This window comes from Streptomyces venezuelae ATCC 10712, from assembly GCF_008639165.1.
Lineage (GTDB): Bacteria > Actinomycetota > Actinomycetes > Streptomycetales > Streptomycetaceae > Streptomyces > Streptomyces venezuelae.
The window spans coordinates 7,653,650-7,679,797 of the sequence record NZ_CP029197.1; the positions used below are offsets into that span (position 1 = coordinate 7,653,650).

A 26,148-nucleotide genomic window follows, 5' to 3' on the forward strand; every position below is an offset into this window, starting at 1 on the left:
GCCGCGCCGGGTACGGGCGGCTCCTTCGGGGTACGGGCGGCTACTTCAGGTACGGGCCGGCCGTGCCGATCCGGCCCGGGCCGTTCAGGACGTACACCCGCAGGTTGCCCTTGCCGGGCGCGGCGACCGTGAGCGTGCCACCGGTGACGGTCCGCACGTCACCGGTGACGGCGTCGGTGTACGTGCCGTTGGGGATGCCCGTGTACGTGGCGCCACCGGTGACGGTGACCAGCGCGAAGCTGTCCGTACCGCCGCTGGTGTAGCGGCGCTTGAACGCCATGCCGCCCGAGATGCCCTCCGTCGAGTACTGGCCCATCTGGAGCGCGGGGACCGCGCGGCGGATCTGATTGAGCCGCTGCACGTGCTTCACCAGGGGCTGTTCGAGCGTCGTCGCGACCGCGCCGGAGGCCGCGGAGACCTGGGAGAAGTCCGAGGCCGTGACCGAGCCGGCGAGGTGGTCGCCGAAGTACGCCCGGCCGGTCGTGGCGAGCGGGCAGGTCGGCCCGCAGTCGATCTTCTTGCCCTTCTGGAACTCGATCTCGGAGCCGTAGTACAGCGTCGGGATGCCACGGAAGGTCCACATCAGGGACATGTTCTCGGCCCAGGCGTCGGTGCCGCCCGCGTACCGCTCGGCGGACTTGTTGGGTCCGTAGTCGTGGCTGTCGACGTAGACGACGTTGTAGGTGGCGTCGTTGGTCGTGTCGTCGGAGTCCTTGCCGTTGTGGAAGGCGTTGGCGGCGTCACCGAAGTTCATGTGCATGCGCATGTCGATGATGTTCATGCCGGAGAACTTGCTGTGGTCGGGCTGGTGGTAGGCGTTGCCGTCGAGGAAGGCGTTGGTGGACGTGGGCTGGGCGGCGGTCCCGGCCTGGTTCTCGTAGTCGTACATCTCCACGGCGGCCTTGGCGTCGTCGGCGTCGTACTCCTTGCGCTCCTTCCACGTGAAGAACTGCGCGGAGTGGTTGACCGAGCCGCGGTTCCACTTGTCGTTGACGAAGGCGCCGACCTCGCCGAAGACCAGGAAGTTCTTCGCGGCCTCGGCGCCGAACTTCTGGGTGACGCGCTCCTGGATGGCGGGAAGGAAGCGGCGGTTCCAGGTGGTGCGCGGGACGTGCACGGCGGTGTCCACGCGGAAGCCGTCGACGCCCATGTCGATGTACTTGTCGTAGGCGCCGATCAGGTAGTTCTGGACGGCCGCGGACTCGGTGTTGAAGTCGGCGAGGTCGTCGTGGAGCCAGCAGGAGCGCGAGTCCTCGCCCTCCCAGTTCCCGAGCCAGCAGTTGTGGTACAGGGCCTTGGGAAACATGCCGGAAGTGGGGCTCGGCCACTGGCAGTTGTAGAGGGTGTAGCCCTCGGGGCTCTTGCCGCCGGTGGGCTTGCCCCAGTTGAGGCAGGTGTTGCCGGCCGGCTCGGCCGTCGACCACAGGTCCCCGTTGTAGTACGACTTGCCGGTCTTCGGGTCGACCGTCAGGCCGTCGTACGTGAAGCCGGGCTGCTTCTCGTCGTAGTACCAGCTCCACTGGCTGTCGCGGACGCCGTACACGGTGGGCGTGAACAGGCCCTTGGCGCCCCAGCGGGAGGAGTGGTTGTAGACGACGTCCTGGTAGATCTTCATGCCCTTGGCGTGCGCGGCGTCGATCAGGTCCTGGTAGGAGGCGCCGGCCGACTCCAGGCGGGGGTCGACCTTGTAGAAGTCGTAGCCGTGGTAGCCGTGGTAGTCGTAGTCGGAGCGGTTGAGGACCACCGGGGTCACCCATATCGCGGAGAAACCGAGGCCCTTGACGTAGTCCAGTTTCTGGATGAGGCCCTTGAAGTCGCCCCGGAACATGGGGTCGTCGTTGGCGGCGTTGCCCGACTTCACGTGCTGGCTGCCGCCGCGGTTGTTCGACGGGTCGCCGTCGTTGAAGCGGGCGGTCAGGACGAAGTAGACGGGGTCCTTGCGCGGGTCGGTGCCGAGCGGTCTCCCGGTGGCGGGGGTCGCCGGCTTGTCCCCGGTGGTGACGGCCGCGGGCGCCGAGGCGGCGGAGACGTTCCCGGCGGCGTCCACGGCCTTCACCGTGTAGGTGTACGCGGTCCGTTCGGCCAGGCCCGTGTCGGAGAACACGGTGGAGCCGACGTCGGTGACGACCGTACCGCCGCTGCCGCCCACCCGGGTGACCTGGTACTTGGCCACGGCCTTGTTGTCGGTGGCGGGGTCCCAGGTCAGCAGCACCGAGACGCCGTCCGCGGCGGCGGTGACCTTCGCCGGGACGGTCGGGGCCTGGGTGTCGGGCACTTCGGCGGCGCAGGGGTCGGCGGCGTTCGCCGTCACGGCGTTGTTCCGTACGGTGCTGACGCCCGCGCCGATCGTGTAGTCGGCGCCGCCGTTGTTGTCCCAGGTGCCGTTGCCGTTGTTGAAGGCGGCCCTGAGGGAGGTGGCCGTCCCGAGGTCGACCTCCCGCTTCCACCAGCCCGCGCAGGCGGCCTGCATGCCGACGCCGGGGACGGTGGTCCAGGCGCCGCCGGCCGGCTGGTAGTGGAGGTTGGCGGTGGACCAGCCGAGGGCGGCGGTCGAGTAGTAGACGGTGGCCTTGGCACCCGGCGTCGGAGTCGGCTCGGGTCCCGTTCCGGCGCACGGGTCGGAGTGGGCGATCACCCCGTCCTTGACGGTGAGCGAGCCGGTGCCCAGGGCGTAGTTCCTGCCGCCGTTGTTGTCCCAGGTGCCGCTGCCGTTGGTGAAGGTGGCCTGGAGGCCGGCCGCCGTACCGAGGGAGACGGTCTTCTTCACCCAGTCCGTGCAGGCGGCCTCCATGGCGACGCCGGGCACGGTGGTCCAGGAACCACCGTCCGGCGCCCAATGGAGGTTGTACCGCGCCCAGTTCTTCGTCTTCGTCCAGTAGAAGACGGTCGCGGTGTTCTCGGCGGTGGCGGCGACCGGGGCGGTACGGGGTGCGGGTGCGGGTGCGTCGGGTCGGGCCGTGAGCAGGCCGAGCAGGCCGGCGGTCACGGCCAGGACGGCCACCGCCCGTCCGGGCGGCCGCAGGGGAGTGCGGGTCATGTGAGGCTCCACGTGGGGGCGCGTTCCGTGCGGGCCGGTGGGGAGTGGGGATCAGCACGACTGGAAACGCAGTCGGAAAGTTTCTGAAACATCTTGCGTCGGCGGGAAGTTACCGCCGCCGGGCCCCACAGGTAAAGACTCCTGACGGAACCGGCGCCTACGCTCGGATCGCCCGCCCCTGGGCGCTCGACGACGAAAGGCCCCCGATGAAGCTGCCCGGCCCCCTGCGCGTGCTCAACGAAGGGCTGGCGTTCCTGCTGGAACTGGCCGCACTGGCCGTGCTCGCCCGCTGGGGTTGGGAGAGTGCGGAGGCCATCGTGCTCCGACTGGTGCTCGCGGTCGCGGCGCCCGTCGCAGCGGCCGTCCTGTGGGGCCTGTTCGCCGCGCCGAGGGCGCGGTTCCAGGTGCCCCTCGCGGTGGTACTGGCCGTGAAGGCCCTGGTGTTCGGCGCGGCGGCACTCGCGCTCGACGCGCTCGACGGGCCGGCGTGGGCCGGCTGCTTCGTCGCCGTGGCGCTCGTCAACACCACCCTGGCGACCCTGGACCGCCGAGCCGCCGCGCCACCCGGCGCGCCCCTTCCGCGCTAGGGCCGCGATGCGCCCGGTCTGAGGTGGTCGGGGTGACGTGCGTGCTCGACCTCGCCCTCGCGTGACAGCTCCCTGACCGAACTGCCCTGCCGGACGGGCGAGGTTGGCGCGCCGGGCACGAGTTGTCCCCGCCGTGGAACGGGTTCATCCTGGAGGGGTGGGCCCTGCTTCACGTGCAGTCCGCCAAGCCGCGTCCGACTGTCGTGCAGGACACCTCGGCGGCAAGGTGACGCCGGCGAGGATCTAGGCGAATTCCCGGCGTCGCACATCGGCTGAGTATGCGGGAATGTGAACCGCAAGCCTGGAAGGTTCCTCTCATGGCCTACACAATCGGCGACCTCGGCGGTACGTTCCGTGACCAGATGTATCGAATTCTGGCCGGTGGCGACATGACAGTACCGCCCTCCAAGGACGCATTCATCACATGGTGCATGCCCGGGCTTCCCTACCAGGCGGCCGACTTCACCTTTGCGGCGCAGGGGATCGGAACTGGTGCGAACGCGAACGAAGACAAGCTGTTGCTGCAGCAGGCCTTCAACTTCGCCTCGTTGGTCGACTTCATCCCTGACGTAAAGTCCGCCTACTCCAGCGACCGGCAAGACGGAGTATGGCGCAACGCCAGTGGCGCCCGATTGAGTGAGATCTATGGTCAAATCCTCAAGTTCTCCAAAGTGGTGCACTACGACCTGACCGATGCGCAGAAGGCCAAGCTGGAAAAATTCAGGGCCCTCCTCCGGACGACTCGGACCGTGAAGAACCTCGTCACAGACGAGGAAAAGGAGGTCACCGAGGACAGTCAGCTGCTCAAGGCCTACAAGTCGTACATGCAGCTCTACTACATGGCCGCGTTGAATTACAATGCCAAGCGCATCGCCGCCCAAGCGGCTGTAGGCGAACCGGGCAAACTCGCCGTTGCCGACTGGAGCAACAACGCCGAGATATACAGGCTCCTCGTGAGCTCGGCCATGGACGACTGGACGTCCTCCGGCTACCGCAACGAGGTCGATGAGGTCAACGCGTACATCAGTCAGACGACCGAAAAGTCGATGCTGCTCTGGAAGCAGAACCTTGAGCGGTACTACAACGAGGCGATCGTCAATGCTCTCGGGCCCGGGCAACGATTCGCCTACACGACCGTTGTCCCCGGTAACTTCGCGACGTCACCCGGCTGGACCAACTATCACATGTACCACCAGATGGTGGACTCGTCGACGGCTTCGTCGCAGACGAACTGGTCTGCCGGTGCCGGTCTCGGATGGGGACTGTGGAGCGCCAGTGGTGGTGTGACGAGTTCCTCGTCCAACTACTCGCAGGACTTCCATGTCGACGACTTCTCCCTGTCGTTCTCCATGACGCAGGTCCAGATCGTACGCCCTTGGTTCTACCCCGAATTCCTGGAAAACCGCGGGTGGACGTTGCGTAAGGGCGAGGGGTGGAACTACGACGAGATGCCGTCCGACGGGGCCAGGCCGCCCAGCGGCCGGTTCATCGGCTATCCGCTGCAGGCGCTCTTCGTCAAGGACGTGACGATCCGCTCCTCGCAGTTCACGCAGGCGTTCACTGCCTACGCGAACTCGGTCGGAGCCAATGCCAGCGTCGGCTGGGGGCCATTCGTCCTCAAGGGCAGCTACAGTCACAGCGAATCGGGAAATCACTTCCACTCGGAGAGTGATGGTGCGGGCATCACGGTACCCGGCATGCAGATCATCGGATTCGTCAACCATCTGCTCGGCAAGACGCCGAACCTCCTCGATGGAATCGACGAGGACGACCTGGTGTAAGCGTCCTTGTTCCACCGCATGACACCGACACCCCAAGGATGGCGCTGATGGGTAACGGGTCCCTGGACGCTGCCACCGTGCTCGGCATCGCGTCCAAACTGCAGGAGATGCTGACCGATCGTGAGCACATCGTCAGCGTCCCGGTGACGCCGTACGCGTACCAGGCCAAGAACTTGCACCTCACCCCGCCACGCGATGCGGTTCAGGAGAACACACTGGCCGAGTTCTCAGAACTCGTGAACCGGGTCCCCACCCACCCGATCTGGCAGCCGTCCACCACCGTGCACCTTTGGGACATCTACGGGGAGGTGCTCGGCGCGGAGCTGGCGACCAGCAGCCTCTCGGCGGCCGAACAGCAGAAGTACCAGACGGCCGTGAACTACCTGTACGCCCCGACGTCCGACGGCAGCGGGACGGCCCCCTCGCCGGCCCTGCGTGAGTACCAGTCGGCTCGCCAGACATGGCTGCAGGCCAGCATCGACTACAAACAGGCACAGCAGACCGCGAACATGTCCTCGGACCCGGCCGTCAAAGACCACTGGTATGAGGTGGATGAACCGCGACTGCGCCAGGCTCGCGATGACGCGTTGGCGGCCTGGACGGGCACGGGTCATAAGAGCACGGTCGAAGACGCGCTGCGCATTGTCACCGAGCTGGGAGCGAAGATGCCCTCCGCCGTGTGGCGACGGCACCGCGAGGCTTTCAATCCGAAACTTCCCGACCAGTTCTCCACGGCTCCGAACGGGACTCGCTTCGCTCCGACGTTCTACGCCCCCGGCGAGGTACTGGACGTGGCCTGGCCCCGTGTGGAGATGTCCCGGGACATGCTGGTCGCCCTGGCCTCCCAGGCCTCACCAGCCCTGACGGCAGCTCTGGGCGGAGCCATCGACGACGACATCCATTCCGTGGCATTCGATTACTGTCCCGTCTCGATCGCCCGGCCGTGGTTCGACCCCGTGATGGACCTGTTCGGCTCACGGGCCTGGAGATTTCCGGCGGGCACGCAGTCACTCAGTGACGGTGCCGACCGACCCCAAGGCCGGTGTACCACTTACGTGGATACCGTCGCCCTCGTCCGAAACATTGAGATCGTGCGCCTGAGCGGGAGCGAGGTCTCCTCCGGAGAAGCCTTCCTGGAAGGCGATCCCGAGCATGCCTATGCGTCCATCGACCTCGATACCGGCGATCGAGATGCGGGCGTGCCCGACATGGGCTGGGACTCCCTCTCCGCCGGCGTACCGCAACTGAGATCACTGAACGATGCCTCGTTGTACCTCATGAACTCGTCCACCGGATTCGAGGGACTGGGAGCGGCGCGCCTCTACAGAGAGTCGGAACCACCCCACCACCCATTCGGGGAGGGTTACCTCCGGGCCGCCGAAGGATACAGCCTTGTGGGAACGCTCATGGCCTTCCGCACGACCGAGGGAAATGTCGCCAAAGTTCAGGTGCTCGAGTCCGGCGCGTACGGGAAGATCAGATGGGCCACCTACTACGTGAGTCGCGATACCGAGATCTCCGACGAAGAGGACATCTACATCGCCGCATTCACCTGTCAGCGCCTACCCAAATCACCAGATCCCGATCCTGCGCTCCAGTGGTAATTCCCCCACCATCCTCGGGAGGAGGCGCGGCATGCCCGACGAAGGCTTCCCCAAGGAAACTCACGACATGGTGGTGCTGGGGACGAATTCACGCGTGTACCTCAGTCACCTGGCGAAGTTCATAGCGCCCCATGACTACCAGATCATTCTTCAGGCCGCACTCTCCAGCCCGGTGTACGAGACCAACCGTCACCATTACGGCACTTCGGCCCTCTTTACCCTGCGTCCCGAGCCGCTCTCCGTCGCTGAGCTCCGGGTGCAAGCGGCCGTAACTCCAGAAGCGCTGCCCGCCCGCCTGTTCTTCGGGCGCGTCGGAAGAGATGGTGGTGAGCTCGGTGAAGTGAGAGCGAGCCTCCTGCAAACCCTGTACTTCCAGCAGTTCGACCCCCTCGCCAGTCACTCGTCGGAGTTGCGCTACATCTTCTTCGGTGGAGGGGACGAAGGTTTCTTGGCGCATCGGATCACGGCACCTCCCGACTTCGACCAGATTCTCTTGGTCCGGCCGATGGGAGAAGACGTACCGCCGGGTCCGCCTCCCGGCGCTCTCCTCGATTTCGGGGGCCGCGAGAACCGGCTCGACGACAGGCTCGCCCCGGGGGAGCAGGCATCAGGTGCCATTGTAGGGAACGACGGATTCCCTACACAGCATGAGACCCGTCTTCAAGTGGTGGCCGAGGTGTATCTCGAGACTGAAGATTTCGGAAAGTGAGCTCTCCATACATGTGCAGGAGCGATGTCATGGGTCTGCTGCCGGTGGAAATCAAGGTCAACGTCGAGGACGACGTGGCGGGAGCGATGTCGGCTCTCGGGGCTTCGCAAGGCGTGCTGATGACGCGTCGGATCTGGTTCGCCGAGGACCGGGTCGGTGTCGCGCAGGGCAAGCTGCTGCTCCTGGACGGCGGAGTGATCGTACGCATCAGGATCGGTGGCGGGCAGGATGACGTGGTCGTCAAGTTGCGTCCCTGTACCAGGGAACAGCTCCTCGGCCGGTTCACCGCCCCGTTCGAGGTGGATGCGCTCACGTACCGGATCGAGGAGGACTGGTCGAGGAACGGCCGCGTTCTGGCGGCTTCCCTGGTGCGCGATCACCCGCCGGGGGCGTTGCCGGCCGCGGTGACACCGGGGTCCGATCCCGCCACGCTGTTCGACGAGGTGCAGGACCAGTTCCTGGATGTCTGCGCTCCCGACGTGCGGTTCGAAGGGCTCGTCGCTCTGGGGCCGATCTCCGCGACGAAGGTGGAGGACGTTCCCCTCGACGACCTGAAGGTCGACCTGGAGGCGTGGTCGGTCGCCGGCCTGAACTTCCTGGAGGTGTCGATCCGTGTGAAGCCCAAGGCCGGCGACGACGAGGGGGAGTTCAAGGAACGGGCCGAGCGCAAGGCGCGCAAGCTCGAAGAGGCGGTGCTCGAACGAGGGGTGACGCTGTCCGAGGTCCCCGACAGCAAGACCCACCGCGTGCTCACCGCTCTCGTGGCCGCCGCGCAGGGTTGACGCGCGGGGTTGAAGCGTCAGGCGTCCTCGAAGACCAGGTCCTCGGGCTGGTGCGTCATCCTCACCGTGTGGCCGTTCGTCACCTCGACGATGTGGTGCAGGCCGGCGCGGCGTTCGCCCGTGGACAGGACGGAGTACCGGTCCTGGATACCGGCCAGGAAGGCGGGGTAGCACGACAACGGCATGGCAAGGCGCAGGTAGTCGAGGGTGCGGCGGAACAGCTTGGGGAGGATCACCACGTCGTCGGTCAGTGAGGCCGGCCCCGTGATCTTCGCTCCGGCGGTGGTCACATCACCGGCCCACAGGCCTCGGCGGGCCTCGCGTGCCCGCACGGCCGTCGCGGCCAGCTCCACCCGAAGACTGGTGGGCAGGGTCCGGTAGAACATCGGATAGGCCAGCCCCTCGCCGATCAGATGGTGATTGACCGTCGTCCGCAGCACGGCGACGTCCACGTCGATCTCCCGGCCGCTGGTGCCGGGCGCGGCGCCGGCGCCGGCCAGGGCGATGCAGCGGCCGTGGACATCGGCACCGCGTGTGAGGACGAAGCCGGGGACCGTCTCCGGGGTGGTGGCGGTCACGGTCTCGTCCGATTGCCGCTGGACGTCGACGAAGCCGAGCGACTTCAGCAGTTCGTCGCGTGCGGCGTGGGCGAACGGGAGGGGCTGGTGGTCCTGGGCCGGGCCGTAGTGGGTCTCGAGCGTGTCGACCGCGTCCAGGCGCAGCTTCCCGAGCCCCGCCTCGCTGTTCTTGACGGCACGGCCGCCGCCGCCACCGACGAGGCCCCACTCGGCCGGGTCGGCGGCCGTGAAGTGGACCGTGTCCCCGTCCGGCTGGGAGTCCTTGATGTTGTAGAAGCCTTTGATGAGCAGCATGGGCATGGTGGCTCCTCAGCAGTGCGTACGTTCCCTCCGAGGCACCCTCGACAAGGGTGCGGGACGTCAGGCGTTGCCCTGCTCCATGAAGTGCTCCAGGAGGGCCTGCTGGATGTGCTGGAGGAACAGGGTGTTCTGCTTGAGCTGGTTCAGCCGGGCGGCGGCGTGGGACGCGTACTCGGGTTCTTCCACGGCCGAAGCCACGAGGAAGGCGGCGAGGATGTCGATGCCGCGTGCCGTGTCCGCGAAGTGGCCCCTCGGGACCAGACGGCGGTCGAGCGGGACGGTGTCGTCGGCGACCACGTTCGTGACCAACGAGGGCTGCCATTCGTCTGCGTTGGTGAGCGAGTAATGGGTGTCGAAGCGTACGGTGACCGTCTCACCGGCGGGTACGTCGACGCTGTACGCGCCGTCCTCGTCGGTGTAGGCGCGGTCGATGAAAGTGAGGTCGGGGCGGTAGACGCTGACCTTGATCATGTGGATCGGCTCATCCCCGGTGACGGTGCGCACATGCCCGCGCATGCCAGCCTCCTCTCGGATGGGGCCGGATTCTCGTCGACGGTGTTCGGGCGCGGCCGAATGCGCCGGATGTACGCCTGAGGAAATGAACCCAACTCTGATTGAAGTGAAAACTTCTGAGGGGTCATTCGGACGCACCTGATTCCAGGTTCGTCCCGTGCGCGGACCGTGTCAATCGCGCCGTGGCCTGCTTGGCGCGACAGCGGTTCCAGGAGCAGCATGGAAAGCAGGGGGTGTGCTGCGCAGGAGGTGACCCCCATGTCCGTGGAGGCAATTCGCTGCCGTATCACCTACGAGGGGCAGGACTTCTGGCTGGCCTCGCAAGAGCGCGTCGAAATGACCCTCCCGTCCTCCGACGAACTAGGCGAGGGCGAGTACTCGGGGTTCTGGTACGAGACGCGCGACACCGACGACCAGGTCCTGTACCGGCAGGTGATCGGCACGCCGATTCGGTACGACTACGAGGTGAGTGATGTCGACACAGACGGGTTCGTACGGGTTCCGGCGGATGTGGTCGCCGGCGACTTCGCCGTGCTCGTGCCCGCCGACCTGAACGCGCGCTTCCTGGTGCTCAACAGCAGCCCGCTCGCCACGGAGTCCGAAGCGGAAGCCGCGACCGAACTCGTCCGATTCGACCTCTGGAGCGAATGACCATGGGTGTGAACGACGGCACGGTGATCGGCTCCGAACTCGTGCTGGACCACGGATCTCCGATCGACCGCTGGAATCTGACCCTGGTGTCCGACGGGTACACGGAAGAAGAACTCCCCAACTTCCGTCTGCACGCACTGGAGTTCATCACGCTCCTCCTCGCGACGCCCCCCTTCGCCGGCCCGTCCGCCGCGATCAACGTCTACCGCCTCGACGTCGCCTCCGCCCAGTCGGGCGCGGACGACCCCGCTCCGTGCGGCACCGGCGCCACCGCCGACACCTTCTTCGACGCCACGTTCTGTGGCAACGGCGTGGACCGTCGAGTGCTGTTCGTGGACGACACGTTGACGCTGAACACCGTGTATGCCGAACTCCCTTGGTCCCACGTCATCCTCGTCATCGTGAACAGCACCATCCCCGGAGGCACCAAACGTGGTGTCATCACCACGTCCATCCACCCGAAGGGCCTGGCCACCGGTCTCCACGAACTCGGCCATGCCCTCGGTCTGGCGGACGAGTACGACTACAGCAGCACCTGCGCGGAGTCCGGGCGGGACTTTCATCCCGCGGTGGAGCCCGCGGCCGCCAACGTCACCATCGACACTTCCACGCTCAAGTGGGGCCATCTCGTCGACCCTTCGACGCCCATACCCACGTCGACGAGTAGCGACTGCAGCGTGTGCGAGCCACCGGGGCTCTCGCCGACGCCCCCGGGGACCGTCGGCGCGTACACCGGGGGCGACCACTACCACTGCGGCGTCTTCCGCCCCGAGTACGAATGCAAGATGCGCCAGTTCGGCGAGCCGTTCTGCGCCGTGTGCCAGGAGCGGATCGACGCCGTCCTCTTCCCGTTCTACCCCTGAGGGGCCGTGACGGTCCCTAGGGGCGCGGCCAAGGGCGGCCTTCCAGGCGTTCGATGTCGCGGTTGAAGCGTTCGAGGAAGGCCGCGAAGCGGGCCACGTCTTCGGGGGACCAGTGCTCCATGACGCGTTCCAGGCCCTCGATGTTCGAGGTCCGGTCGGCCTCCAGGCGTCGTTCGCCCTCGTCGGTGATGCGGAACTTGCGGGCGATTCCGCCCTCCGGGTCGGGGATGCGCTCCACGACCCCGGCGCGCAGCATCGCGGCGGTCTGGCGGTTGAGGGTGGAGGCGTCGAGTCCGAAGGCCTCGCTGAGCTGTCCGATGGACATCGGCCCGTGCATGCGGATGCGGCTCAGCAGGACGTACGCGCTGCGGTCCAGGTGGCCGCCGGCGGCCCGGGAGCGGGGCACGTACAGGTGGGAGTGCCGGCCGAGCAGCATGGTCTCGAACTCGACCAGGTGGGTGGGTTTGTCCACGGGCTTGTCCATGAGGCCATTGTCCCTCGCGGTGATCGAATGTGCATCATGCATGGCTTGTGTATCAGCCCATTGGTGTGCATGATGCATATCGACCAGAGTGGACGACCACCCTGGAAAAGCTAGGGAGAACACGTGGACGGCTCCAGGCCCGACGCCCGACCCGGAGGCGTCGTCGGCGTCCTCGCGCTCGCCGGCATCGTGGCGGCACTCATGCAGACCCTGGTGGTGCCGCTCATCGGCGACCTCCCCAAGCTGCTCGACACCACGGCGTCCAACGCCTCCTGGGTGATCACCGCCACCCTGCTCGCGGGCGCCGTCGCCACCCCCGTCGCCGGGCGGCTCGGCGACACCCTCGGCAAGCGGCGCGTCCTGCTCGTCTCCGTGATCCCGCTGATCGCAGGATCGGTGGTCTGCGCACTCGCCTCCTCTGTCGTCCCGATGATCGTCGGACGTGGACTCCAGGGCCTCGGCATGGGTGTCGTACCCCTCGGCATCAGCCTGCTGCGCGACATCCTCCCGCCCGAGAGGCTCGGCGGCTCCATCGCCCTGATGAGCGCCTCCATGGGCGTCGGCGGCGCCCTCGGCCTGCCCTTCTCCGCCGCCGTCGCCGAGAACGCCAGCTGGCGCGTCCTCTTCTGGGTGGCCGCCGGACTGAGCGTCCTCGTCGGCTTCCTGATCTGGCGCGTCGCCCCCGCGGGCCGCCGCGCCGCCGCCCCCGGCCGCTTCGACGTCCCGGGCGCCCTGGGCCTCGGCGTCGGGCTCGTCGCCCTCCTCCTCGCCGTCTCCAAGGGCGCGACCTGGGGCTGGGGCAGCGCCACCGTCCTCGGCCTGTTCACCGTCGCGGCGGTCGTGCTGCTCGCCTGGGGCCGGTGGGAGCTGCGGACCCGCGATCCCCTCGTCGACCTGCGGGTGACCGCCCGCCCCGTCGTCCTGATGACCAACCTGGCGTCGGTCCTCGTCGGATTCGCCATGTACGCGCAGTCCCTGGTCGTCCCCCAGCTGTTCCAGCTGCCCGAGGCCACCGGCTACGGACTCGGCCAGTCGATGATGGCGATGGGCCTGTGGATGGCCCCCGCCGGCCTCATGATGATGATCCTCGCCCCGCTCGGCGCCAAGCTCTCCGCCGCCCGCGGCCCCAAGGTCACCCTCTCCGTCGGCGCCCTCGTCATCGCCGCCGGATACGGCTCCTCGCTCGCCCTGATGGGCTCCACCTGGGGCCTGCTCGCCGTGACCCTCATCTGCAACACCGGCGTCGGACTGGCCTACGGGGCCATGCCCGCCCTCATCATGGGCGCGGTCCCGCAGGAGGAGACCGCCTCCGCCAACAGCTTCAACACCCTGATGCGGTCCATCGGCACCTCCGTCTCCGCCGCCGTCATCGGCGTCGTCCTCGCCCAGCTGACCACCACCCTCGGCGGCCACGCCCTGCCCTCCGAGGACGGCTTCCGCGTCGCCATGCTCATCGGCTGCGGCGTCGGCCTCGTGGCCGCCGTCGTCGCCGCGCTCATCCCGAGCGGGATCGCGGCCGCGTCCACCGGTGCGCCGACCAGCCCCGAGCCGGGGGGCGCGCCGCGCGCCGCCACCGAGGCCCCCGCCTGAGCGGCACCACCGCCGAGCCCCGACCGTGGGGCGGTGCGGGCCGGGGAGCGACCCCCGGCCCGCACCGCCCGGCGTTCAGTCCTTGCCGTCCTCCGCCGCCTCCAGGGTGAACAGCGCCCCCTCGGGATCCCGTACGGCCACGGCCCGGCGCTCGCCGGCCACCTCGGGGCCCCGCACCCCGCCCCAGTCCCCGCCGGGCACGATCAGACCGCCGTGCTCCACGACGGCCGCGGCGGCCGCCTCCGGATCGGGCACCCGGAACCGCACCAGCCAGCGCGGTCGCAACTGCGGCTGCGCCGAGGCCGCCTCGACCGGCCCGCTGTTGAGCCGGGCGACCGCCTCGCCCTCACGCCGCAGCACCACCTTGTCCTGCTCGTACGACACCTCGAAGCTGCCCGGACCGCCGTCCGCCCAGCGGAGCACCTCGCCGTAGAACACGGCCGCCTCGAAGGCGTCCCGCGTGTGCAGCTCGAGCCAGGCCGGTGCGGTGTGCTCGCCGACGTGCCAGCGGGTCTGCGTCCGCCCCTCCCACACACCGAACAGCGCGCCCTCCCGGTCGGTGGCGAGCGCCGCCCTCCCGTGCGGCGGATACGCGACCGGCCCCACGCCGACCGTGCCGCCGCGCTCCCGGATCCGCGCGACCGTCTCGTCGGCGTCGTCCACGGCGAAGAACGCCGTCCAGGCCACCCCGACGGACAGCTCGGCCGCCACCGCCGCGATCCCGGCCACCGGCACCTCACCCAGCCGACCCACCGAGTACTCCCGCTCCTCGCCGCCCCGCTGGAAGGTCCAGCCGAGCACGGCCCCGTAGAAGCGCTCCGCCGCGTCGAGATCGTGCGCGGTCAGATTCAGCCAGCACGGTGCTCCCACCGCTTCTCCGGTCGTCGGCCCCGACACCGGCACCACCTCCTCGTCGTCCTGCCTCGCTGCGTGCGTCGTGCGCCCCTTCCCCCGTCCACCGTGCCTCAATCGCCCACTCACCCGTGTGCCGCCGATCACCACCCGCCCGGGTGTGCGGACCTCATGACCCGGTGGGCGACGGACGGCGGCCCCGCCCCGGGATCAGCGCGCCGCGCGGGCCGCGTAGGCGCGGACGTCGGCGTCGGGGTCGGCGGACGCCCCGGCCAGTGCCGTACGGGCCGAGGGGTCGGCCCGGTAGACCAGGAGCGACAGGACGGCGGCCTTGCGGACGTCCGCGTTCGGGTCGTCGAGCGCCTTCGCCAGCGGGGGTACCGCGAGGTCGGCGGCCACGGCCCCGAGGGCGGTCGCCGCGCCCGCGCGGACCTGCCAGGCGGGATCACCCAGCGCGTCCTCGGCGCGGGCCGACCAGCCGGGCGGGCAGCCCGTGCCGGCCAGGGCGGCCAGCGCCGCGCCGCGGACCAGCGGGTCGGAGTCGTCGAGCAGCGGGCCCAGCGGCTCCGGCTCCGGGCGCCGCACGGCGGCGAGACCCCGGGCCACCGCGACCCGGACCTCACGGGCCGGGTCGGCCGCCGCCGCCGACAGCTCCGCGACCGCGTCCACCGACACGAGGGCCCGGACGGCCTGGACCCGGACCTCCACGGCGGTGTCGTCGAGCACCCCGGCGTACAGGGCGGCGTCCCCGAGCCGAAGCGCCCGCAGCACATCGAGGGCGGCGGACCGTACGGCCGCGTCGGGCACGGCGAGCGCCTCCCGCAGCCCGGCCCCGAGCTCCGGCCCGGCGGGCAGCACCTCGACGAGTTCGCGGAGCGCGGCCGACGCGGCGGCCCGGACGAGGGGCGAGCCGTCGCGCAGCCGCGCGGCGAGCGCCGGGCCGGTACCGGCGGGCGCCGTCTCGCCGAGCGCGGTGACGGCGGCGGCCCGTACGGCCGGGTCGGCGTCGTCCAGGTAGGGGGCGAGGGCGTCGAGGTCGGGGGAGTCCTCGACGAGCGAGAGGAGCCGGAGCAGGCGCGGGTGCGGGGCCTCGGCCGCCGGGACGGCCGGTGCCGGCACCGCTCGGCCGACCGGATCCGGGACGTCCGTCGCCGGCCGTGCCGCGGGCGCCGCGTCCCGGGGGCCGGCCGTGGCCACCGGCACGAGAGCGACCTCGCCGAGGTGCCGTTCAAGGCCGCCCGGCGGGTCGAACTCCGGCACCGGCACCAGGTACGGCTCGACCGGCCGTGCCGTGAACTCCATCGTCCCGGAAGGGGACTTGCGCAGGTCCAGGTGGTGCAGCCAGCCCGTGTCGTCCCGCTCGGGGTGATCGAGCCGCTCGTGGTAGAGCCCCCAGCGCGACTCCGTCCGGGCGAGCGAGGCGCGCGCCGCCATCTCGGCGCAGTCCCGGATGAACGACACCTCCGCGCACCGCATCAACTCGTGCGCCGTACGCGCCCCCATCCCGGCGATCTCCGTCGCCATCCGGTCGAACGCCTCCACGGCAAGGGAGAGTTTGGCGCCCGTCTTCGGCGGTGCCACGTAGTCGTTCACGAACCGCCGCAGCTTGTACTCGACCTGGGGCTGCGGCGGTCCTTCCGGGTGGCGCAGCGGCCGGTAGACCAGTTCGTGCGCCGCCGCGATCTGCTCGCGGTCCAACTCGCCCTCGTACGCGCGGTACCGGGCGGCGTCCTCGCCCGCCAGGTCACCGAAGACGAACGCGCCGATCATGTAGTTGTGCGGTACGGACGCCAGGTCGCCGGCCGCGTACAGCCGGGGCACCGTCGTCCGCGCGTGGGCGTCCACCCGTACCCCCGAGGCCGAATGGCCCCCGCACAGACCGATCTCCGAGATGTGCATCTCGATGTCGTGGGTGCGGTAGTCGTGCCCCCGCCCCTCGTGGAAGGTGCCGCGCGTGGGCCGCTCCGTGGTGTGCAGGATCGACTCGACCGCGTCGATGGTCTCCTCGGGGAGATGGCTCAGCTTCAGGTACACCGGCGCCCGGTCCGAGGCGAGTTCGGCCGCGAACTCGGCCATCATCTGCCCCGACCAGTAGTCCGACTCCACGAACCGCTCACCGTGCCGGTTCACCTGGTAGCCGCCGAAGGGATTGGCGACGTAGGCGCAGGCCGGGCCGTTGTAGTCCTTGATCAGGGGGTTGATCTGGAAGCACTCGATCCCGGTGAGCGCCGCGCCCGCGTGGTACGCCATGGCGTAGCCGTCGCCCGCGTTCGTCGGGTTCTCGTACGTCCCGTAGAGATAGCCGGAGGCCGGCAGGCCGAGGCGCCCGCAGGGGCCGGTGGCGAGGATCACGGCCCCGGCCCGCACGACGACGAACTCGCCCGTACGGGTGTTGAACCCGGCCGCTCCGACCGCCCGCCCGTCCTCCGGGTGGGTGAGGACGCGGACCGGCATGACCCGGTTCTCGATCCGGATCCGCTCCCGCATCTCGCGCCGCCGCAGCTGCCGGTAGAGGACCTTCTTGACGTCCTTGCCCTCCGGCATCGGCAGCACGTACGAGCCGGACCGGTGCACCTGCCGGACCGCGTACTCGCCGTGCTCGTCCTTCTCGAACTTCACCCCGTACGACTCCAGGCGCTGGACCATGGCGAAGCCGCGGGTGGCCGTCTGCCGGACCGTCGACTGGTCCACGAGCCCGTCGTTGGCGCGGGTGATCTCGGCGACGTAGTCGTCGGGTTCGGCGCGGCCCGGCACGACCGCGTTGTTGACGCCGTCCATGCCCATGGCGAGGGCGCCGGAGTGGCGGACGTGCGCCTTCTCCAGGAGCAGGACGTTCGCCCCGCGCTCGGCGGCGGTCAGCGCGGCCATCGTGCCGGCGGTGCCGCCGCCGATCACGAGCACGTCGCAGGACAGCTCGGTCGCGTCGGCGAGGTCGGGCACGGTCAGTGCGGTGTCGGGGCTGGCGGGGCTGGCGGGGCTGCTCACGGGGCGCCTTTCGAAGCTCAGGGGGGTGGGAGGACGGAACGCGGACCGGGCCGTCAGAGCGAGGCGAGGACCCGGCGGCGCAGCGCGGCCGTGTCCGGCGCCTGCCGGGCGTCACGCGAGCGGGGCCGCGGCACGTCGAGCACCTCGCCGGTCGCGAACAGGGCGACGCGGTCGCCGAGATGGAGCGCCTCGTCGACGTCGTGCGTGACGAAGACGACCGTCGCGCCCGTGCCCCGCAGGATCTCCACCAGAAGGTCCTGCATCCCGGCGCGGGTGTGCGCGTCGAGCGCGCCGAAGGGCTCGTCCATCAGGACCGCGCGGGGCCGGCCCGCGAGCGCGCGGGCCAGCTGCACGCGCTGCCGCTGCCCGCCGGACAGCTGGTGCGGCAGCTTGCCCGCGTGACCGCCGAGCCCGACCCGCTCCAGCCACTCCTGGGCGGCCCGGCGCCGCTCGGCGCGGGGCACCCGGCGGATGGCGAGCGGCAGTTCCACATTGGCGCGGACCGAGCGCCAGGGCAGCAGCGCGTCGTGCTGGAAGACCAGCGCCCGGTCGGCCCCGGGCCGCCGGATCGGCTCCCCGTCCTGCGTCACGCTCCCCGTCAGCGGGGGCAGCAGACCGGCGAGCGTCCGCAGCAGGGTCGTCTTGCCGCAGCCGGACGGGCCGACCACGGTCAGCAGCTCGCCGGGCGCGATCAGCAGGTCCACGGGGCCGGGCACGGCCACCCCGTCGGGATGCCCCAGCCGGGCGCCGCGCAGGGCGAGTTCCGCGCCGGCCGGGGCCTCGGCGGCCTTCGGCTCCGCGGACACGGCGGACGGGCTCACGGTGCTCATGGAACCGGCTCCTTCTCGGGCGTGCGGACAGCGGTGACGGCGGGCGGGGGGACGTCCGCCGGGCGGGCCGGGCGACCGGCCGGGACCCGGGCGGCCGGGCGGGGCAGCCAGGCGGTGACGCGGCGGCCGAGCGACTCGACCGCGGTGGAGGTCAGCCAGCCCAGGGCGCCGATCGTGGCCATGCCGACGAAGACCCCCGGGTAGTCGACGACCGTGTAGTCCTGCCAGGTGCGGTACCCCACCCCGTACTCGCCGGAGATCATCTCCGCGGAGATCACACAGATCCACGACACGCCGATGCCCACCGACAGACCGCCGAAGATGCCCGGCAGGGCGCCCGGCAGCACCACCGAGAACAGCACCCGGGCCCGGCCGCCGCCGAGCGTCAGCACCGCCTCCTCCCAGGCCGGGTTCAGGGCCCGCACCGCGTGCCGGGTCGAAACGAGTACTGGGAAGAGGGCCGCGGCGCAGGTGATGAAGACGATGCCCTGCTCGTTGGTGGGCAGCAGCAGGATCGCGACCGGGACCAGCGCGATGGCGGGGATCGGCCGCACCACCTCCACCAGCGGGCCCAGGATGTCGGCGGCCCAGCGGGACCGGGCGACGGCCGTTCCGGCCGCGACGCCGAGGACGGCGGCGAGCAGGAACCCGACCGCGATCCGGCGCAGGCTGTGGCCGAGGTCCTGCCAGTACGCCTCCGTCCCCACCCGGTCGGCGAGCGCCGAGGCGACCTCGACGACCGTGGGGAACTGCTCGAAGCGCAGCCACAGTTGGACGTCGTAGGAGGTCAGCAGCTGCCAGACGCCCAGGGCCGCGAGCGGGGAGGCCACCCGGACCAGCCGGCGCACGGCGCTCATGACGCGAGCCTCACGGCCTCCGCGTACGCGACGATCCGCGCGCCGGCGTGCCCTGCGACGTACCGCTCGGCGGCCGCCCGCGTCACGAACGCCCGCCACGAGCCGCCGTCCGCGACCCACACGGCACGGTCCGCGAACCACAGCGTCCCGGTCACCGCGTCCGGCACGTAGGCGGCCCGCACGGAGGCCCCCTTGACGGCCTTCAGCAGGGCGGCGGGGCTGTCGAAGGTACGGGTCGAGGTCTGCCCCTCGATCCACAGCTCGGACTTCGGGACCGTCGCCTTCCGGTACCCCGGGTCCGGTACCGCCCGGCGCAGCGGCGCCGGGTCGACGAACGCGTCGACGTCGACGTCCGTCACCAGACCGGCCTCCTTCAGGACGGGGACGTCCTCCCTGAGCGCGGCGATCAGTTCGGGCCGGAGCGCCGGATCGAAGGTGGCGATGCCCTGGGCGCCGTTGTACAGGTAGACGACCTCGGCGGGCAGCCCGGTCGCCTTCGCCACCGACTCGGCCGCCGCGACGGGCTGTTCCCGCAGATGGTCGGTGGCCCGGCGCTGCGCCCGCAGGAAGGCGTCGAGGACGGCGGGCCTGCGCTGCGCGAACTCCTCACGGACGGTGACCCCGTGGAAGGTCGGCAGATCCAGTTCGGCGCCGTCGTACAGAGCGGTCGCCTTGCCCTGGAAGGCGAGCAGTCCGGGCCAGGCCACGAACTGGGACAGCGCGTCGACGCTGCCCGCCGCCAGGGCCGAAGCCCCCACGCTCGGCTGCTGGTTGAGCTTGTGGACGTCCTTGCCCGGGTCGATCCCGGCCCGCCGCAGAGCCCGTACGAGAGTGCCGTCGGCGGCCGAACCGACACTGGTCGACACCTTGCGGCTCTTGAGGTCCGCGAGCGACTTGAGCGGCGAACCGGGGGCCGTGACCACGGTGTTGAGGCCGCCACGCAGGTTGTAGCCGGTGACGGAAACGAGCCGGGTCGGCTCCTTCAGCTGCTTGCCCCTGGCCGCGTTGATCAGCAGGGGGAAGTCGCCCATCGAGCCGATGTCGATCTTCCCCGCCGTCATCTGGGCGGTGATCGGCGCGCCCGTCGCGTAGTCCTGCCAGACCACCCGGTAGCCGACGCCGTCCTTACGGCCCCGGGCGGCGAGCTCCTCCTCGAAGTAGCCGAGGGAACGCAGCAGGGTGCCGGCGGTGACGGTGTTGATGGTCTTCGACTGGTAACCGACGGTCACCGTCACGGTCCTCGCGTCGGACGAGGCACCGGCGTCACCGCCGCACGCGGTGGCGAGGGGCAGCAGGAGCGCCGTCGGCAGGGCGAGCCGGAGGGCGCGCGCGGGGAGGGTGAGTCTTCCTCGGAACATGGGGGTTCGGCCTTTCACCGGAGCAGGTAGGGCATGTTGACGGTGACCGCGCCGGTGGGGCAGCGGGCGGCGCAGGGGCCGCAGTACCAGCACTCGTCCACGTGCATGTACGCCTTGCCGTCCGCCTCGCGGATCGCGAGCGAGTCCAGCGGACACATGTCGACGCAGAGCGTGCATCCGTCGATGCACTTCGACTCGTCGATGGTCACGGGCACGTCGGCACGCTGGGGGACCAGAGGCATGGCTGTCTCCAGGAAAGAGCGGGGAAGGGGAGTCGGGACGTCAGAGGGAGCGGTGCAGCACGCCGCTCATGGTGATGCGGTCGCCGCGGAACCGGATGAACTCCAGGTCCACGGGGCGGCCGTCGGGCAGCCGGGTCAGCCGTTCCAGCATCAGGACGGCGGCCCCGCGCGGGGCCTGGAGCACGGCGGCGGAGTGCGCGTCGGCGTTGACGGCCTCCAGGGTGATCTCGGCGTGCCCCAGCGGACCGCCGGTCAGCTGCTCCAGGAGCCGGAACACGTCCGTGTTCTCCAGGTCGCAGCCGAGGAGTTCACCCCCGATGTCCATCGGGAGGTACGACAGGTCGAGCGAGAGCGGCAGCCCGTCGAGACGGCGCAGCCGCTCGACGCAGAGCACGTCGGCGTGCTCCGGCAGTCCCAGCCGGTGGGCCACCGGACCCGGGGCGGAGACCGGTCCGACGGTACGGACCTCGTTGGTCACCCGGCCGTGCTCCCGCAGGGTCTCCGCGAGCCCCTGGAGCCGGTCCAGGCCGTGCGGGTACTTCTCGCACACCACCACCGTGCCGACCCCCGGCTGCCGTTCCACGATCCGCTCGCCGCGCAGCAGGTCGAGGGCCTGGCGGACGGTGTTGCGGCTGGCCCGGTAGTCGGCCGCGATCACGTCCTCCAGCGGCAGCACCCCGCCCGGCACGCCACCCGCCAGGATCTGGTGGCGCAGCAGGTCGGCGAGCTGCCGCGCCCGGTCCGCGCGCAGCCGCCGACGACGGGCGGCGGCGACGGGGCGGGCGGCGGGAGCGGGTTCGGCGGGCATGGCAAGGAACGTAGCGGCGGGAAGCCCCGGATGGTGTTGCCACAGTATTGCGCCACCTGACAACCTGTACACACCGCTCTGACCTGCGACGATGTCAAGCAGGCGGGAAGATCCGCCACCTCGCCGCCCATCAGGTGGACCGGTATTCGCCCACTATGCGGGAAGGGCCCGACCTGATCAACTGTTGCCATGCGTCCCACCCGGCACAACCGCCCGACTCGCCACACCGTCCCCGCCGCCGTCGCCGTCGGCCTCCTCCTGCTCACCGGCTGCGGAACCGAACAGCTCGGAGCCGGGGGCGCCGCGACCAGTGCGCCACCCGTGTGCGGGCCGGGTGCGCCCTCCGCCGGATCATCCGCGGCACCCTCCTCGACCACCGCCTCCGAGGCCGCTCCCCAGGCCTCCGCCTCCCCGGCGAAGGACGGCGTCGCGATCCTCGGCACCGCCGGCGGCGCCGGTGGCGGCGCCAGGCCCTGTGCCGCGTACTCCGTCACGAGCCAGGAGACCGTGCCCTTCACCTATGTCGTCACCTTCTCGTTCCTTTCGGACAGCGGGCAGGCCCTGGGCAACGTGACGGAGACCGTCCCGGCCGTCGCCCCCGGACGCACGGTCCGGGGCACCGTCACCGCCTCCGACCTCCCCGGGGACGCGGCCGGCGGGTCACCCCGGGTGCGGGTCGTCAAGGTGCGTGGCGTGCCGACGGCCGAGGCCCCCGTCGTGGGCGGCACCTGCCCGCCCTCGGGCGTACGGGTGTACGCCGACGAGGGCGACGCCGCCATGGGGCTCCGGGTCGTCGGCCTGCACCTCGAGAACTGCGGCACCCGTCCCTACCCGCTCGACGGCTACCCGCGCGTCGAGCTCCGCGACGAGGACCGTGACCGGGTCTCCGGCGTGTCGATCCTCCAGGGCGGCGCGGCCGTCGCCACGGGCACCGGAGCCGACGGGCCGCCGCGGTCGATCGTCCTGAAGCCCGGCGAGCGCGCGTACGCGACGCTGGTCTGGCGCAACACCGTCGCGAGCGTCACGAACGAGCCCGTGAACGCTCCCTACGCGCGCGTGTGGGCGAAGCCCGGCGCCGCACCGGTCATGGTGACCCCCGAGTTCGACCTCGGCACGACGGGGAAGCTGGGCGTCGGCCCCTGGAAGAAGGACGAGGCCCGCTGATCCCGAACGGAATCGCCCGTTCCTCCGCCGGAGGGGCCGGCGGCCTCACGGGTGGGTGAACACGCCCACCATCCGGGTGTCCGGGTTGCTGCTCATCCCGACGATCGCGCCCCCGTCGGCGCGGTTGGCACGCGCGTGCGCCCCCGCGTACCCCTCGTCGGTGAGGAAGAACCCGAGCGCCGCGATCCATGCGTCGACGGTGCCGGTCGCCGGGTCGTACACCGGCTCGGGGCGCGGCACGACCCGCTCCTGCGCCACGTATCCGCCGCGCTCGACGGCGACGTCGAGCGCCGCGGACCACTCGGCGTCGCCGCACTCCCAGCCCACGAACGTGTCCAGACCGCCGTACCCGGCGCTCGGCTTGAGAATGAGCCGTTCCCGCCGCTCCCGGCATAGGTCCACGAGTCCGTCATTGCCGGAGCCGCCGGCCGCGGGGAGGGTGCGGCTCCACGGCAGCACCCGGTCGACCAGGGCCCGCTCCTCGGCGTCGAAGGAGGCGCTCCAGCGAGGGTCGGTGAGCAGCGCGAGGGCGCCCTTGCTGGAGTAGAAGCCGCTCTCGAGCGATGTGAACAGCACCGTCCTGCCCGCCTCGTGGGCCCGGAAGAACGCCTCCGCCACCTCGGGGCCCTCCGGGTCGTCGAGCAGCTGGCTCGCCGCGAAGTTGCGCAGCACCAGGTCGAGCGGGGTGCCGTCCAGGGTGAGCTTGCCGTCCGGCCGGGTGCGGACGTCGCCGATCTCACCGATCCGCACGTCGATGCCCTGCTCCGCCATGGCCTCCACGGTGGCCCGCATCAGACCTCCGTACGGGCCGATGCCGTCGCGCCCCTCGATCAGCCCCACGACGGGCTCCGCCCCGCCGGACAGCGCGGGCTTGGCCCGGTCGCGCAGTACGGCCGCCATCCGGGCCGCGATGTCCACGTGGTCGAGCCGGTGCACGCGCGCGAAGTCGGCGAACTCGGGGACCCGGAGCAGGGCCTGGTTGAACACGGCCATGTCGATGCCGCCCACCTCGCTCCCGAGGTTGAACTCCAGGAGCTTGTACGAGGTCCCGTCGTGGTACGCGTCGGCGCGGCCGAACTTGGCGGGGACGCCGGAACCACCCCTGCCGAGCACCGCCGTGAGCGCCGGGCCGATGCCGGCCGCGGCCGCGAACCGGTCGCGGTCACCGTCGAAGAGCCGCAGCGGCAGCGACACCAGGAGGTCGAAGAGGCCCTCCAGATCCCTCGCGAAGGCGGCCGTCTCGGCGGCGGAGACGAACCAGGGCCTGGGCAGCAGGTGCGCGCGCCAGGCCTCCTCGAAGGCCGGCGGCAGCGCGACTCGTGCCACGGCCCCCGCGAGGCCGTCGTCGCCCCCGCGCAGGCACTCGTCCACATAGGTGCGGCTCAGCTCGGTCATGTGCGTCACACGCTCCACTGAAGAGATCGGCTCCGTGCACCGAAGGATCGGCCCCGTGTTCGGAAGGCGAGCAGAGTACCGTGCGGGCCCGTGCGTTAGCGGTTCGTAAGCGAAACGTGAGTGACGCGAGGGAGAGTTGTGGTCATCGGTCCGGCCCCGTACGGACCGGTACTGGGGCGTGCGGTCCGTCCGCACCACCGGATCCGGGGCGGGCCGTGGGGGCCCGCCCCGGATCCACCGTCCGCCCGGCGGCGGTCAGCTCGTGGCCGCCACCACCGAGGCGGTCGTGACCAGGACCATCGCCGCCTGCATGTCCCGGATCGCCCGGCGTACGCCCTCCGCCGCCCACTGGCCGGCCGTCAGCTCCTCGAGGAGCGCCGCGCACTCCTTGCGCGGAACGTCGGGGAAGGCGAGGTGGTGCAGCCTGGCGCCGTGGATGAGGGCGAGGAGTCCCGTCGTGCGGGCCCGGTGGGTGGGTCCTTCGGCGAGCACGGAACGCAGCCTCGCCCGCAGTTCGCGCTCGACGGAGCCGTCCGCCTCCGGGTAGCGGCTGACGGGGAAGAGACCGAGCACCCGGCGCTGCTCCTCGCGCACCAGACCCCGCTCGCAGAGGCTCGCGACGGTGGCCTTGACCGCCTTGGTGTGGTCCTTCGTCAGCCACTCGGTGACCTTGGGGTCCCGGCTCCGCTTCCCGCACCAGGTCTCGATCTGCCGCAGCCGCTCGTCGAGCAGCGGCACTTCGGTGGGCGTCGGGTCGGTCACCCGTATCCGCCCGTCGTCGACCGTCACGCGTCCGGCCAGCACGAGATCGAGCAGGATGCCGCCCGACACGGCCCAGGCGGCGGACTGCCGTTCCTTCGCGGCCCCGGACTCGTCGTCCAGGGACAGCAGCATGATCTCTTCCGCGAGCGTGACCGCCACCCCGTACCCCTTCGCCTTCGCTTCGCGCGCGTGCCCGCGTGCGTCCGTACCTGTGTCCGTCTAAAGCTGTGTGCGTATGGACCTGCGTGTGCGTGTCCGACCGGCGCCCCGGGACGGTCGACCGTACACCCGGTGCCCGTCGTCCCTGATGACGAGCCCCGCACCCGGCCGGTTCCCGCGGGCGGAACCGACGGCCGTGCTGTGGTCTGGACCGCCGGGAGCGGGGGCGGCAAGCTCTCGGTATGGACTTGGAGCTGAGGCACCTCAAGACGATCCGGGCCATCGCGGACGCGGGGAGCCTCACGCGCGCCGCGACCGCGCTCGGGCTCGCCCAGCCGGCCCTGAGCGCCCAGCTCAAGCGGATCGAACGGGCCCTGGGCGGCGTCCTGTTCGAGCGGGGACGGGACGGGGTGCGGACCACGGCCCTCGGCGACCTGGTGCTCGAGAGGGCCCGTGTGGTGCTGCCCGCCGTCTGCGAGCTGCAGGAGGAGGCGGTGCGCTTCGCGCGGGGCGGGGCCGAGGGGTACCGGCTCGGCGGCACCCACGGCCCGCTGCTCGGCGGGCTCGTCGACCGCATCGCCCGCACCGACCCGGGTGCGCCGGTGACCACGTACACCTCGTGGTCGGAACGCGACGTCGCCCGCGCGGTCCGCGACGGCCGCCTCGACTTCGCCCTCGTCGGGGTCTGCGGGGAGAGCGCGCCGCCCGAGGCGGGACGGCTCGCGTGGACGGAGGTCGCCCGCGATCCGGTGTACGTGATGCTCGCGGCCGACCATCCCCTCGCGCCCCGCACCGAGATCGACCTGGCCGAGCTGGCGGCGGAGGCCTGGACCGACGTGCCGGGCGACGGCTGTTTCGGCGACTGCTTCGCGGCCGCCTGCGTACGGGCGGGCTTCACCCCCGCCTGCGTGTACGAGACCGACACCGCCTCCTGTGTGCACCTGGTGCAGGTGGGCCGGGCCGTCGGGCTCTGCCGGGCCACCTTCCCCGTCACCCCGGGGCTCGTCACCCGTCCCCTCGCCGGCGCCCCACTCGTCTGGCGGCACCTGCTCGGATGGCACCCCGAGGGGCGGGCGGCCGCCCGGGCCGCAGCCGTCCTCGACCACACCCGGGCCGCCCACGCCGAGGCGCTCGCGGCCAGCGCGGGCCGGGCGCACGCGGGAGTGGCGCCCCCGGCATAACGCGATGGCAGGGGCCGGCTGGCAACTGCCGTGCCCCGGTCGGAATCCCTACGGTTCGAACAGATCCCCCACCGCG

Annotated in this window: 23 protein-coding genes; 10 read left to right on the forward strand and 13 right to left on the reverse strand. The window is 70.9% G+C overall.

The window, feature by feature from the left end:
• Nucleotides 1-40: 40 nt before the first annotated feature.
• Complete coding sequence (locus DEJ43_RS35000; RefSeq protein ID WP_015038180.1) at nt 41-3,037, reverse strand: carbohydrate binding domain-containing protein; 2,997 nt, start codon at nt 3,035-3,037, stop codon at nt 41-43.
• 206 nt (nt 3,038-3,243) lie between these two features.
• Between DEJ43_RS35000 and DEJ43_RS35005 the strand changes: the two genes are divergently transcribed.
• The 5 genes from DEJ43_RS35005 (at nt 3,244) to DEJ43_RS35025 (ending at nt 8,500) form a co-directional block, all read left to right on the forward strand.
• Nucleotides 3,244-3,624 (forward strand): YrdB family protein, encoded by a 381-nt coding sequence (locus tag DEJ43_RS35005; protein ID WP_015038181.1) that lies wholly within the window; start codon nt 3,244-3,246, stop codon nt 3,622-3,624.
• Between the two features lie 317 nt (nt 3,625-3,941).
• Nucleotides 3,942-5,405 carry a hypothetical protein gene (locus DEJ43_RS35010; RefSeq protein ID WP_015038183.1) on the forward strand — a complete coding sequence of 488 codons (1,464 nt, stop codon included), beginning with the start codon at nt 3,942-3,944 and terminating at the stop codon, nt 5,403-5,405.
• 77 nt (nt 5,406-5,482) lie between these two features.
• Nucleotides 5,483-7,009: a hypothetical protein gene (locus DEJ43_RS35015; protein ID WP_145953732.1), complete on the forward strand. Its 1,527-nt coding sequence runs from the start codon at nt 5,483-5,485 to the stop codon at nt 7,007-7,009.
• A gap of 31 nt (nt 7,010-7,040) precedes the next feature.
• On the forward strand, nt 7,041-7,718 hold the full coding sequence (locus DEJ43_RS35020) for a hypothetical protein (protein WP_015038185.1): 678 nt from the start codon (nt 7,041-7,043) through the stop codon (nt 7,716-7,718).
• Between the two features lie 29 nt (nt 7,719-7,747).
• Nucleotides 7,748-8,500, forward strand: coding sequence for a hypothetical protein (locus DEJ43_RS35025; protein WP_041663237.1), 753 nt, complete (start codon nt 7,748-7,750; stop codon nt 8,498-8,500).
• Nucleotides 8,501-8,517: 17 nt separating this feature from the next.
• On the opposite strand, the gene DEJ43_RS35030 is transcribed toward DEJ43_RS35025, so the two are convergent.
• Entirely contained in the window at nt 8,518-9,378 is an 861-nt protein-coding gene (locus tag DEJ43_RS35030; RefSeq protein WP_015038187.1) for a thermonuclease family protein, read from the reverse strand.
• 60 nt (nt 9,379-9,438) lie between these two features.
• Nucleotides 9,439-9,894: a carboxypeptidase-like regulatory domain-containing protein gene (locus DEJ43_RS35035; protein ID WP_015038188.1), complete on the reverse strand. Its 456-nt coding sequence runs from the start codon at nt 9,892-9,894 to the stop codon at nt 9,439-9,441.
• 255 nt (nt 9,895-10,149) lie between these two features.
• Between DEJ43_RS35035 and DEJ43_RS35040 the strand changes: the two genes are divergently transcribed.
• Both DEJ43_RS35040 and DEJ43_RS35045 read left to right on the forward strand, forming a co-directional pair.
• On the forward strand, nt 10,150-10,542 hold the full coding sequence (locus tag DEJ43_RS35040; protein WP_145953733.1) for a hypothetical protein: 393 nt from the start codon (nt 10,150-10,152) through the stop codon (nt 10,540-10,542).
• 2 nt (nt 10,543-10,544) lie between these two features.
• Nucleotides 10,545-11,405 (forward strand): M64 family metallopeptidase, encoded by an 861-nt coding sequence (locus DEJ43_RS35045; RefSeq protein ID WP_015038190.1) that lies wholly within the window; start codon nt 10,545-10,547, stop codon nt 11,403-11,405.
• A 16-nt stretch (nt 11,406-11,421) separates the two neighbouring features.
• On the opposite strand, the gene DEJ43_RS35050 is transcribed toward DEJ43_RS35045, so the two are convergent.
• Nucleotides 11,422-11,889, reverse strand: a complete 468-nt coding sequence (locus DEJ43_RS35050) for a MarR family winged helix-turn-helix transcriptional regulator (RefSeq protein ID WP_015038191.1) — start codon at nt 11,887-11,889, stop codon at nt 11,422-11,424.
• A gap of 123 nt (nt 11,890-12,012) precedes the next feature.
• Here DEJ43_RS35050 and DEJ43_RS35055 point away from each other — a divergent pair, with 123 nt between their 5' ends.
• Nucleotides 12,013-13,479, forward strand: a complete 1,467-nt coding sequence (locus DEJ43_RS35055) for an MFS transporter (RefSeq protein WP_015038192.1) — start codon at nt 12,013-12,015, stop codon at nt 13,477-13,479.
• Between the two features lie 75 nt (nt 13,480-13,554).
• On the opposite strand, the gene DEJ43_RS35060 is transcribed toward DEJ43_RS35055, so the two are convergent.
• The 7 genes from DEJ43_RS35060 to DEJ43_RS35090 all read right to left on the reverse strand — a co-directional run bounded on the left by DEJ43_RS35060 (nt 13,555) and on the right by DEJ43_RS35090 (nt 21,411).
• Nucleotides 13,555-14,349, reverse strand: a complete 795-nt coding sequence (locus DEJ43_RS35060) for a VOC family protein (protein ID WP_223831190.1) — start codon at nt 14,347-14,349, stop codon at nt 13,555-13,557.
• 192 nt (nt 14,350-14,541) lie between these two features.
• Nucleotides 14,542-17,316 (reverse strand): fumarate reductase/succinate dehydrogenase flavoprotein subunit, encoded by a 2,775-nt coding sequence (locus DEJ43_RS35065; protein ID WP_015038194.1) that lies wholly within the window; start codon nt 17,314-17,316, stop codon nt 14,542-14,544.
• 53 nt (nt 17,317-17,369) lie between these two features.
• Nucleotides 17,370-18,146, reverse strand: a complete 777-nt coding sequence (locus DEJ43_RS35070; RefSeq protein ID WP_015038195.1) for an ABC transporter ATP-binding protein — start codon at nt 18,144-18,146, stop codon at nt 17,370-17,372.
• On the reverse strand, nt 18,143-19,003 hold the full coding sequence (locus DEJ43_RS35075) for an ABC transporter permease (protein ID WP_015038196.1): 861 nt from the start codon (nt 19,001-19,003) through the stop codon (nt 18,143-18,145). The genes DEJ43_RS35070 and DEJ43_RS35075 overlap by 4 nt, the downstream gene beginning before the upstream one ends.
• Nucleotides 19,000-20,361 (reverse strand): ABC transporter substrate-binding protein, encoded by a 1,362-nt coding sequence (locus DEJ43_RS35080; RefSeq protein ID WP_015038197.1) that lies wholly within the window; start codon nt 20,359-20,361, stop codon nt 19,000-19,002. The genes DEJ43_RS35075 and DEJ43_RS35080 overlap by 4 nt, the downstream gene beginning before the upstream one ends.
• Nucleotides 20,362-20,375: 14 nt before the next feature.
• Nucleotides 20,376-20,603, reverse strand: coding sequence for an indolepyruvate ferredoxin oxidoreductase subunit alpha (locus tag DEJ43_RS35085; protein ID WP_015038198.1), 228 nt, complete (start codon nt 20,601-20,603; stop codon nt 20,376-20,378).
• A 40-nt stretch (nt 20,604-20,643) separates the two neighbouring features.
• Nucleotides 20,644-21,411 carry a GntR family transcriptional regulator gene (locus DEJ43_RS35090; RefSeq protein WP_041663241.1) on the reverse strand — a complete coding sequence of 256 codons (768 nt, stop codon included), beginning with the start codon at nt 21,409-21,411 and terminating at the stop codon, nt 20,644-20,646.
• A 189-nt stretch (nt 21,412-21,600) separates the two neighbouring features.
• Here DEJ43_RS35090 and DEJ43_RS35095 point away from each other — a divergent pair, with 189 nt between their 5' ends.
• Nucleotides 21,601-22,575 (forward strand): DUF4232 domain-containing protein, encoded by a 975-nt coding sequence (locus DEJ43_RS35095; RefSeq protein ID WP_051025981.1) that lies wholly within the window; start codon nt 21,601-21,603, stop codon nt 22,573-22,575.
• A 45-nt stretch (nt 22,576-22,620) separates the two neighbouring features.
• Here the strand turns inward: DEJ43_RS35095 and DEJ43_RS35100 are convergent, their stop codons facing one another.
• Nucleotides 22,621-23,970 carry a hypothetical protein gene (locus DEJ43_RS35100; RefSeq protein WP_041663242.1) on the reverse strand — a complete coding sequence of 450 codons (1,350 nt, stop codon included), beginning with the start codon at nt 23,968-23,970 and terminating at the stop codon, nt 22,621-22,623.
• 255 nt (nt 23,971-24,225) lie between these two features.
• Complete coding sequence (locus DEJ43_RS35105; RefSeq protein ID WP_071892325.1) at nt 24,226-24,891, reverse strand: GOLPH3/VPS74 family protein; 666 nt, start codon at nt 24,889-24,891, stop codon at nt 24,226-24,228.
• Nucleotides 24,892-25,133: 242 nt separating this feature from the next.
• Here DEJ43_RS35105 and DEJ43_RS35110 point away from each other — a divergent pair, with 242 nt between their 5' ends.
• Nucleotides 25,134-26,072, forward strand: a complete 939-nt coding sequence (locus DEJ43_RS35110) for a LysR family transcriptional regulator (RefSeq protein ID WP_015038203.1) — start codon at nt 25,134-25,136, stop codon at nt 26,070-26,072.
• The last annotated feature ends 76 nt before the right edge of the window (nt 26,073-26,148 follow it).